The organism is Nocardia harenae NBRC 108248 (assembly GCF_001612885.1).
GTDB lineage: Bacteria > Actinomycetota > Actinomycetes > Mycobacteriales > Mycobacteriaceae > Nocardia > Nocardia harenae.
On record NZ_BDBH01000001.1, the window covers coordinates 337,861 to 347,605 of the forward strand.

The window sequence follows — 9,745 nt, forward strand, 5'->3', positions numbered from 1 at the left end:
CTCACTGCCACATCCGCCGCATCACCAGCACCGCGCGGTCCTCGTCGTCGAGGACCTCGGTGTCGCCGACCGTGCGGTCCGGCGTGGTGGCGATGGCGCGCAGCGTGTTGCGATAAGCGGTTTCGATGATCTCGGCGTCGCCGGCGTCGAAGGAGTCCTCCGCGTAGAAGACGACGACCTGCAGCGGCTCGCCGGGGAACAGCAGGTCGGCCGGGAAGACCATGACGAGCAGCGCGTTGTCGGTCGCGCCGCGGCCCTCGAACGAGACCAGCTCCAGCTGCCGCTCGGCGAGCAGCCGGACCAGCTCCTCGCGGCCCGACGGGTAGGACTGGAAGACGAACATGCTGTCGAACAGCCTGCGCGCCCCCGCGGCCTTGTTCGCGCTGGTCAGCCGGTACTGCTGGTACTCCATGAGCTCCATGCGGCTGCGCTGCAGCCCGGTGAGCAGCTCGCGCCACGTGCGCTCGGCGTCCAGCCGGAGCGCTACCGGGACGGTGTTCACGAAGCAGCCGACGGCGCTGTCCACCTCGTCCAGGTCGGCCGGGCGGCCGGAGACCACCTCGCCGAAGACGGTGCCCGGCTCGCCGGTGACCTCGCGCAGCACGCTCGACCAGGCCAGCTGGCAGAGCGCGCTCACGGTGCTGCCCGCCTCGGCGGCCAGCGCCGCCAGCCCGTCCGCGACCTCCGGCTCCACCGGGAAGCGGTGCATGACCGGCGCGCTCCCGCCCGGTACCCGCGCCGGGGCGACCAGGCACGGCCGCACCGGCTCCAGGTAGCGCTCCCACGCCGCCTCGGTCGCGGCCTCGCGGGCCCTGGTGAGGGTGAGGAACTCGGCGAAGGTGCCCGGGTTGCCGAGCGGCTCGGCTTCGCCGGGGCGGGCGTACTCGTCGAAGATCTCACGCGGCAGCAGCTGCCCGGACCAGCCGTCGGTGAGGATGTGGTGCGAGGTGAGCACCAGGGTGTGCTCGTCGCCGGGCAGGTGCACCACGGTGGCGCGCATGAGCGGGCCGCGGGCGAGGTCGAAGACCCCCGCCTGGTCGGCGTCGAGGAAGGTCGGCATGAGCTCCGGCCTGCCGGTGAGGTCGAGCTCGGCGACCGGGAACTCCATCCGGTCGGCCACGATGGCGTACGGCTCGCCCGCCGCCGAGACCGCGAACGAGACGCGCAGGTTCGGGTAGCGGTTGAGCACCCGGTTCAGCGCGGCGCCGAGCCGAGGGACGTCGAGCGCGCCGCGCACCCCGATGGTGGTCTGCACGGTGTAGGCATCCCGGCCCGCGGTGCTGACGGCGGTCAGGTACAGCCCGGCCTGCAGCGGGGCCAGCGGGTAGACGTCGGCGAAGTCGCCGTACCCGGCCCGCCAGCGGTCCAGGTCGGCCTGGGTGACCTCGGTGGCGAGCACATCGCTCGGGGTGAGCCTGCGCCGCGGGTCCTCGCGCACCGTCTTGGCCAGTTCGCGCAGCGCGCCCGCCCAGCGGTCGGCGAGCTCGCGCGCCTCCGGCTCGGTGAGCGCGCCGGAGGCGTAGCGGAAGGAGCCGCGCAGCGCGGGGCCCGCGTCGTCGACCAGCGCGACGGTGTTCACGTCGAGCAGCGCGGGGGCGGGCATGGCCGGGTCGGCATGGCCGCCGAGGTAGCCGAACTCAGGGGCGGCGTCCCAGTCCCGCGCGGTGGCAGGCACCTCGAAGCGGCCCATGTAGTTGAAGCCGATCTGCGGTTCGGGGCCGGTCAGTTCGGCCCTGGTCGCCGGGTTGAGCCTGCGCAGCAGGCCCCAGCCGATGCCGCTGTCCGGCACCGCGAGCAGCTGCTCCTTGACCGCGCGCACCGCGTCCACCATGTCGCCGCCGGTGCGCAGCGTCACCGGGTAGGTGGTGGTGAACCAGCCGACGGTGTTCGCCAGATCGGCGCCGGCGAAGAGCGATTCGGCCCGGCCGTGCCGCTCCATGGTGAGGCGCATGGCGCCGGTGCCGCGGTTCCTGGCGCGGCGGAAGCGGTCGGTGGCGACGGCGAGCGCGGCGACCTGGATGTCGAGGAAGTCGCAGCCGAAAGCGGTGGCGGCGGTGGTCATGAGGAAGGTGGTGTCGTCGGCGTCCAGCTCGGCGGTGACCTCGCGGACCGTCTCGACCCGGTCCGCCGCCGGGTCGAAGGGGCGGCTGCCGAGCGGCGGCTCCGGCTCGAGCACTGTGCGCCAGAACGGGAGTTGCCCGGTGACCGTTTCGCGCACGGCGAGCCGGTGCAGGGCGGCGTTCCAGGTCTGCACCGAGGTGATCTCGGGATCGACCGGGTCGCCCTGCCAGGCGGTGCGCAGGTCGTCGTGCAGGATGCGCCAGGAGACGCCGTCCACCACCAGGTGGTGCAGGACCAGCAGCAACCGCCCGGCGCCGCCGTCGTCCGGGTGCACCCAGGCGGCGGCTGCCATCCGGCCGTCGGCCGGCGCGAAATCGGCGCTCAGCGTGCGGAGTTGCGCGTGCAGGGTCGCGCCCGCGGTGGCGTCCCACTCGGCGGCGGGGATCGTGATGTCGAGGACCGGGGGGAGCTCGGGGTCAGCGGCCGCGATCAGGTACCCGAGCGGGTCGGTCCCCGAGGGCGAGGCGGGCGTGAGGCGGGCGCGGAGCAGCGGATGCGCGCGCAGGACCCGGTGCCAGGCGGCGGTGAGCCGGTCGAGATCGGCGTCGGCGGGGGTGACGACGGCGGTTCCCTGGCTGTACCCGGCGTACGCCGCGGACTGCTCGGTGAGCAGCGCGGCGATCGGCTGCAGCGGGATCCAGCCGGTCCCGTCCCCCACCTCGACCAGCGCGGCCCCGCCGGACTCGGCGATCGCGCCGGTGGCGGCCGCGATGGCGGCGATGGTCCGCGCCTCGAAGAGCGCGCTGGTGGTGATGGCGAGCCCACGCTTCTTGAGCGCCGACGCCATCCGGATCGCGCTGATGGAATCACCGCCGAGCGCGAGGAAGTCGTCCTCGGCGGCGAGCGGGACCGCATCGGCGATGCCGAGCACCTGCCGCAGCACCGCGGCCACCGCCTGCTCGGCGGCGCCGCGCAGCTCGCGCCCCCGCCCGCTGCTCGCGCCCAGGTCGGGCTCGGGCAGCGCGCGCTTGTCCAGCTTGCCGTTGGCGGTGAGCGGCAGTGCGTCCAGCCGCACCAGCGCGGCCGGGATCATGTACTCCGGCAGCCGCAGCGCCAGCTCGGCGCGGAGCGCGGCGGCGTGCGCCGCGCCGTCACCGGCGGCGTACGCCGACCCCGGCTCCGCCACGTAGTAGGCGACCAGCGCCACGTCGGCGTCCCAGCGGTGCGCCACCGCGGCCGCCGAGCCGATGCCGGGCACCTGCCGCAGCACCGACCCCACCTCACCGAGCTCGATCCGGTGCCCGCGGATCTTCACCTGGTCGTCGGCGCGGCCCAGGTACTCCAGGCTGCCGCTGGGATGCCAGCGCACCACATCGCCGGTCCGGTACATCCGCGCACCGGGCTCGTCGGCGAACGGGCAGGCCACGAAGGTGCCCGCGGTCAGCCCCGGCCGATGGTGGTACCCCTGCGCCAGCTGCGGCCCGGCCAGGTACAGCTCGCCCGCGACCCCGATCGGCGCGGGCCGCAGCCGGTCGTCCAGCACGTGCACGTCGGAGTTCCACTCCGGCTGCCCGATGAGCGCCGAGCGGAACCACTCCGGCCGGGCCAGCGCGCCCGCGAAGTCCTCGTGCATGATGTCCATCGACGCCTCGGTGGGGCCGTACAGCCCCAGCACCCGGCCGCCGAAGACCCGGCTCGCCTCGGCCACCAGCGTCGGCGGCACCGCCTCGCCGCCCAGATACACGAAGCGCATGGAGGCCAGCCGCGCCGGGTCCGGCCCGCTGTCCAGGAAGGCCCGGACCACGCTCGGCACCAGCGAGATCTGCGTGATCGCGTGCCGGTCGATGATCCCCGCCAACGCCTCCACATCGGCCTGCCACCAGTCCGGCGGCGGCAGCACCGTCGCCGACCCGGTGCAGAGCGCGTTGACCAGCTCGAAGACCGAGACGTCGAAGCCGATCGGGGCCTTCTGCAGAATCCGCTCCGCCTCGAAGCCGAGGAAGTCGCGCATCCACTGCACGTGGTTCACCACGCCGCGGTGCGGGGTCACCACGCCCTTGGGGCGCCCGGTGGTGCCGGAGGTGTAGAGCAGGTAGGAGGCGTCCAGCGGGTGAATGGGCCGGTCCAGCTCGGCCGGGGTGAGCGGCGCGGTGTCCAGCTCGGCGAGCCGGGCCGCGACCGCCGGGTCGGCGACGTCGAGCACCGGCACCGCGCCCGCCGCGACGGCCTGCGGCGCGGAGCGCACCAGCAGCGCCGGTTCGGCATCGGCCAGCATGTAGGCGATGCGGTCGGCCGGGTAGCCGGGGTCGACCGGCACGTAGACCGCGCCGGTGCGCAGGATCGCCGCGAAGATCACCGGCAGCCGCTCGCTGCGCTCGGCGAACACCCCGACCCGATCACCCGCACCGACCCCGCGCTCCCGCAGCAGCCGGGCGAAGGCGTTCACCTCGGCATCGAACTCGGCGTAGCTCAGCTCGATCTCGCCGAACACCACCGCGATCCGCTCCGGGTACGCCAGCGCGGAGGCGCGGATCATGGCGTCCACGGTCTCCGCCGCGATCGGCACCCGCCGCGAGCGCGACCACTCCGCCAGCGCTGCCCGATCGCTCGGGGCGAGCGTGAGCAGCGCGTCCAGCGGGGTGCGGGCGGCGGCGTGCGCCAGCGTGTGGTCGAGGTACTCGTGCAGCCTGCCGATGGTGGCTTCGTCGAAGAGGTCCGTGCGGTAGGTGATCTGCACATCCACCCGGTCCGGGTGCATGAACGCCTCCACCGCGACGGGCAGCAGCGAGGCGCCGTGGTCGGCCAGCTCCCAGCTGGTCCGCACGCCGGGCAGCCGCGGGCCGTCGATGCGCTGGTGCAGGAAGAGCACCATGGTGTCGAAGAGCTTGGAGCCGACATTGCCGGTGGCGCGGTTCACCGCGCGGACGATCTCCTCCTGCGGGAACTGCTTGTGCCGGAACGCCTCGGTGGTCACCGTGCGCACCTGCGCGACGAGATCGCCGAAGTCCCGGCCGCTCTCGATGTCGCGGATCCGCAGCGGCAGCATATTGCTGAGGTTGCCGATCAGCGCGTCCATCCCGGATTCCTCGCGGTTGGCCACGGTGGTGCCGATCACCAGGTCCGGCTGCCCGGTGAGCTGCCGCAGCGCCACCGCGTAGGCGGCGAGGAACACCTGGAAGGGGGTCGCCTTGAGCTCGGCGCTCAGCGCGCGCAGTGCGGTATCGGCGGCGGTGCCGAGCGAGCGGTCGAGCCGGGCGCCGGTTTCGGTGACGGTGACCGGCCGCCGGTCGTGCGGCAGCGCCAGCTCGGGCACCTCGCCGTCGAAGCGGCTCGCCCAGAACTCGGCCGCCGCCTCGTGCGCGCCGTCGCGGAACCGCTCCTGCTCCCACTCCGCGAAGTCGGCCACCTGCAGCCGCAGCGGCTCGACGGTGATGCCGCCGGTCCGCGCCTGCGCGTAGTACCGCTCGACGTCGGCGGAGAGCGCGGGCAGCGTCATGCCGTCCCAGGCGATGTGCTGGATCACCAGCACCACCACCAGGGTGCTCGCGTCCAGCCGGACGAAGCGCAGCCGCAGCGAGGACTCCGCGCCGAGGTCGAAGGTGTCGTGCGCCTCGGCCGCCACCGCCGCGGCCAGCCTGCGCTCGGCCTCGGCGCGGTCGAGGCCGGAGTGGTCCTCGATCAGCACCCGGGGCGGCAGCACGGCGTGAATGCGCTGGTAGGGCTCGCCCTGCTCGTCGTTGTGGTAGGTGGTGCGGAGCACCTCGTGCCGCTCCGGCAGCGCCAGGAAGGCGGCGCGCAGCGCGGCGTCGTCCACCGCACCGGCGAAGGTGAGCGCCAGGCACAGGTTGTAGGCGGTGCTCTCCGGGGCGATCTGCTGGTGCGCCCAGACATAGCGCTGCCCGAAGGAGAGCGCGGCGCGCTCGGGGTCGCGGCGCTTGCCGGGGCCGGTGCCGGTGTCGAGCCCGGCCGCGGCCAGCCGGGCCTGCATGGCCGCTTGCAGGTCGTCCAGTGACTTCATCGGATTCACACCACACTCGCGGGATCGGGAAGGCTCACCTCGGCGAGCTCGAGCAGAATCGTCGCGACCTGGGCGAGCCGCCCCGGCTGCGGCTCGGCGTCGAGCAGCCCGCGCGCGATCCGCCGCACCGTGCGGCTCTCCAGCACCCCGCTCACGCCGAAGCCGTCCACCGCGAGCAGCCCGCGCACCTTGGCGGTGAGCGTGGTGGCGAGGATGGAGTCGCCGCCGACGTCGAAGAAGTCGGTCTCCACCCCGATCCGCTCCAGTCCGAGCACCTGCGCGGTAATGTAGGCCAGTGCCGCCTCCACCTCGTCGGCGGGGGGCACGAAGGCGGTGGCGGCCGCCAGGTCGCCCGCGACCAGCAGGCGGCGGATGGCGGCGCGGTCGAGCTTGCCGTTCGGCGTCAGCGGGATCTCGGCGAGCACCTGCACGTGCTCGGGGATCATGTAGCCGGGGAGCTGGTCGCGCAGCTTCGCCGGATCGATGGCGGCGGAGCCGTCCGCGGTCACCGCGGCGACCAGGCGGCCGGAGTCGGTGACCAGCGCCACCGCCTCGCCCGCGCCGGGCAGCCCGGCCAGCGCCGACTCCACCTCGCCGAGCTCCACCCGGTAGCCGCGGATCTTCACCTGGTGATCGGCGCGGCCGAGGAAGTCGACGGTGCCGTCGGGCAGGTATCTGGCCAGGTCGCCGGTGCGGTACCAGCGCTGCCCCCCGTGCTCGACGAAGCGGTCCGCGGTGCGCTCGGCATCGCCGCGGTACCCGTCGGCCACGCTCGCGCCGCCGATCCACAGCTCGCCCGGCACCAGATCCGGGCAGTCCTCGCCGCGCTGGTTCACCACGCGCAGTGCGACATTCGCGAGCGGGGTGCCGTACGGCACGCTGTCCCAGTGCGCCGGGAAGTCGTCGGTGACCTCGCAGACGGTGGAGTGGATGGCGGTCTCGGTGGTGCCGCCGAGGCCGACGAAGCGCAGCCCGGGGACGGCCGCGCGGAAGCGGTCGGCCAGCCGGGTGCGGACCCGGTCGCCGCCGGTGAGCACCAGGCGGATCGAGCGCAGCTGCGCCGGGGTGGCGACATCGGCGAGCATCTGCAGCAGCCCGGGGGCGGCGTTCACCACGGAGACCTCGGCCTCCGCGATCAGCGCCGCCCAGGCCTGGGCGTCGCGCTCGGTCGCCCCGGCCACGCAGGCAAGGGCGCCGCCGATGCTCAGCGGGGCGAAGATGTCGTAGACCGAGAGGTCGAAGTTCAGGGCGGAGAGGCCGATGTGGCGGTCGCCCGCGCCGATGCCGAAGCGGCGGGCGATGGCGTCGACGGTGTTCGCGGCCGCGCGGTGGGCGACCTCGACGCCCTTCGGCTCACCGGTCGAGCCGGAGGTGAAGAGGACGTACGCGGTGCTGTCCGGGGTGGCCGGGAGCGGGGCGTCCAAGGCGGGGCCGCTCAGCGCCGTCATGAGATCGATGGCGGTAATCTCCGCGGGCAGCGCGATGCCGGTGGCCGGATTCCCATCCCGCGCCGGGACGGTGCCGAGCTGCGCGGCGGTGGAGTGCTCGGCGCCCTGCCCCGCCGGGCTGTCGACCAGCACCACGCGGACATCCGCGCGGGTGAGGATGCGGTCGCGGCGGGCGGCGGGCTGGTCGGTTCCGATGGGCAGATAGGCCGCGCCGGCGGCGAGCACACCGAGCACGGCCGGAATCTGCCGGTGGCCCTTGGGCACGAGCACCGCGACGGTGTCGCCTGCCCGCACCCCGGCGGCGGTCAGCGCCCGCGCGACGGCGAGCGCCTGGCCGGCCAGCTCGCCGTAGCTCGTGGCGAGCCCGCCCGCGCGGAGCAGCGCGGTCCGCTCCGGATGCCGCTGCGCGAGCTCGAAGAAGGCGTGGTGCAGCGTGCGCTCCCCGAGCTCCTCGGCGGTGTCGTTCACCGCCCGCCGCACGGCCGCCTGCGCCGCCGGCAGCGGGATCGCGAGCGGCGCCGACCAGTCCGCGCCGGGCGCGGCGAGCGCCTCCAGAATCCGCAGGAACTCGGCGAACATGGTCTCCGCGACGCCGTCGGGGAGTGCGTCCCTGCGCAGGTCCCAGTTCACCAGCAGCCCGCCGTCCAGCTCCGCCACCTGGGCGTCCAGATCCACCTGCGGGCCCTGCGAGATGATCCACACCGGCGTGCCGAAGACCCGGGTGACCCGCTCCGAGAACAGCTCCCCGAGGTCGAGCCCCGAGGTGAAGACCACCGACGGCGTCACCGGCGCGCCGCGCAGCCTGCCCAGGTCGCGCAGCACGTCCAGCCCCTCGTACTCGGCGTGCGCCGCGCAGGTGTGCAGTTCGCGCTGCACCCGGCGGGCCCGGTCGAGCACCGGCTCCACCCGGGAGGCGTCGATCTCGACCAGCACCGAGTTGGTGAAATCGCCGACCACCGCGTCGATGTCGTCGTGCAGCTGCTCGCGGGCGAAGAGCGGGACGTTGAGCAGGAAGCGCTGCCGGGCCGACCAGCGCGCGATCACCTCGCCGAAGACGGTGGCGAGGGTGACCGCCGTGGTGACGCCGTTGCCGTGCGCGTTGGCATGCAGGCCAGCCCTGGCGGCGGCGTCGAACCAGTGGTGCAGCCGGACGCTGCGGGCGGGGTCGCGCCGCTCGTTCTCCGGCAGCACCGGGAGGGCGGGGATGTCGGGGAGGTCGGGGAGCCGCTCGGCCCACCAGGCGCGGTCCGCCTCGGTATCGGCTGCGGTGCGCTCCTTCTCGGCCAGGTAGTCGCGGAAGGTGATGCCGAGCGGCGGCAGGGCGTCGTCGTCGGCGTCGTAGAGGGTGGCGAGGTCGTCGAGGACCCGGCGGTAGCTCTGCGCGTCGCCCGCCAGCATGTCGATATCCAGGTGCAGGCGGTGTTCGCCCTCCGGCAGCAGGGTGAGCGCGATATCGATGACCTGGCCTGCGGCCACGTCCATACGCTGGTGGCTCTTCTCGCCGCGCATCCGCTCCAGCTCGGCCTCGATGCGCTCGGCGGGCTCGGTGCGCAGGTCGCGCGCGGCGAAGACCGGGGTCAGCGGCTCGGGCAGGATGCGCTGGGTGCCCGCGTCCAGGAACTGGGCGCGCAGCATCTCGTGCCTGCGCACCAGTCGCGCGACGGCGCGGCGCAGGCGCTCCGGATCGGCACCCGCGCCGTCGAACTCGACGAACAGGTGTGCGGCGACGCCGCCGAGCGCCTGGTCACCGCGCCTGCCCATCCAGTACGCGTGCTGCATGGTGGCGAGGGGGAATTCGGGCGAGGGGTCGGCCTGGCCCGCGCTGTCCGCGCTCGCGGAGGAATTGACGGCCCCGCTACCGGTGGAACCCGCCCCAGCGGCGGTGCCCGCGCCGGTGGCGGTCGCGGAACCCGCGGCAGCCGAGTCCACGGGGGCCCCTGCGGCGAGCAGTTCTGCCCAGGCGTCGATCGTCGGCTCGAGGGCGAGCGCGGAGCTTCGGATGTCGTACCCCCGCCTGCGCCACCCGGCCGCCAGCCGCATGAGCTGCATGGAGTGCATGCCGAGGCTCACCAGATCGTCGTCGAAGCCGACTGCCTCCGGCGCGATACCGAGATCCGCCGCCACGATGTCGCGCAGTTCCACCTTGCCGAGCATCCGACTCCTTAACCCGAAACAGCCGCCCCACATCGCACCCAGCGGTCTAATTTGACTGCTATGT

2 protein-coding genes are annotated in these 9,745 nt (G+C 74.0%); both read right to left on the reverse strand.

Annotated elements, in window-relative coordinates:
• Position 1: 1 nt before the first annotated feature.
• Positions 2-6,079, reverse strand: a complete 6,078-nt coding sequence (locus NH2_RS01470) for a non-ribosomal peptide synthetase (protein WP_067647632.1) — start codon at positions 6,077-6,079, stop codon at positions 2-4.
• A 5-nt stretch (positions 6,080-6,084) separates the two neighbouring features.
• Complete coding sequence (locus tag NH2_RS01475; RefSeq protein ID WP_067646894.1) at positions 6,085-9,681, reverse strand: non-ribosomal peptide synthetase; 3,597 nt, start codon at positions 9,679-9,681, stop codon at positions 6,085-6,087.
• Positions 9,682-9,745 lie beyond the last annotated feature (64 nt).

What these genes read in the sequence shown, in the direction of transcription:
- NH2_RS01470 (WP_067647632.1), bottom strand. Translation starts at nt 6,079, where the DNA reads ATGAAGTCACTGGACGACCTGCAAGCGGCCATGCAGGCCCGGCTGGCC.
- NH2_RS01475 (WP_067646894.1), bottom strand. Translation starts at nt 9,681, where the DNA reads ATGCTCGGCAAGGTGGAACTGCGCGACATCGTGGCGGCGGATCTCGGT.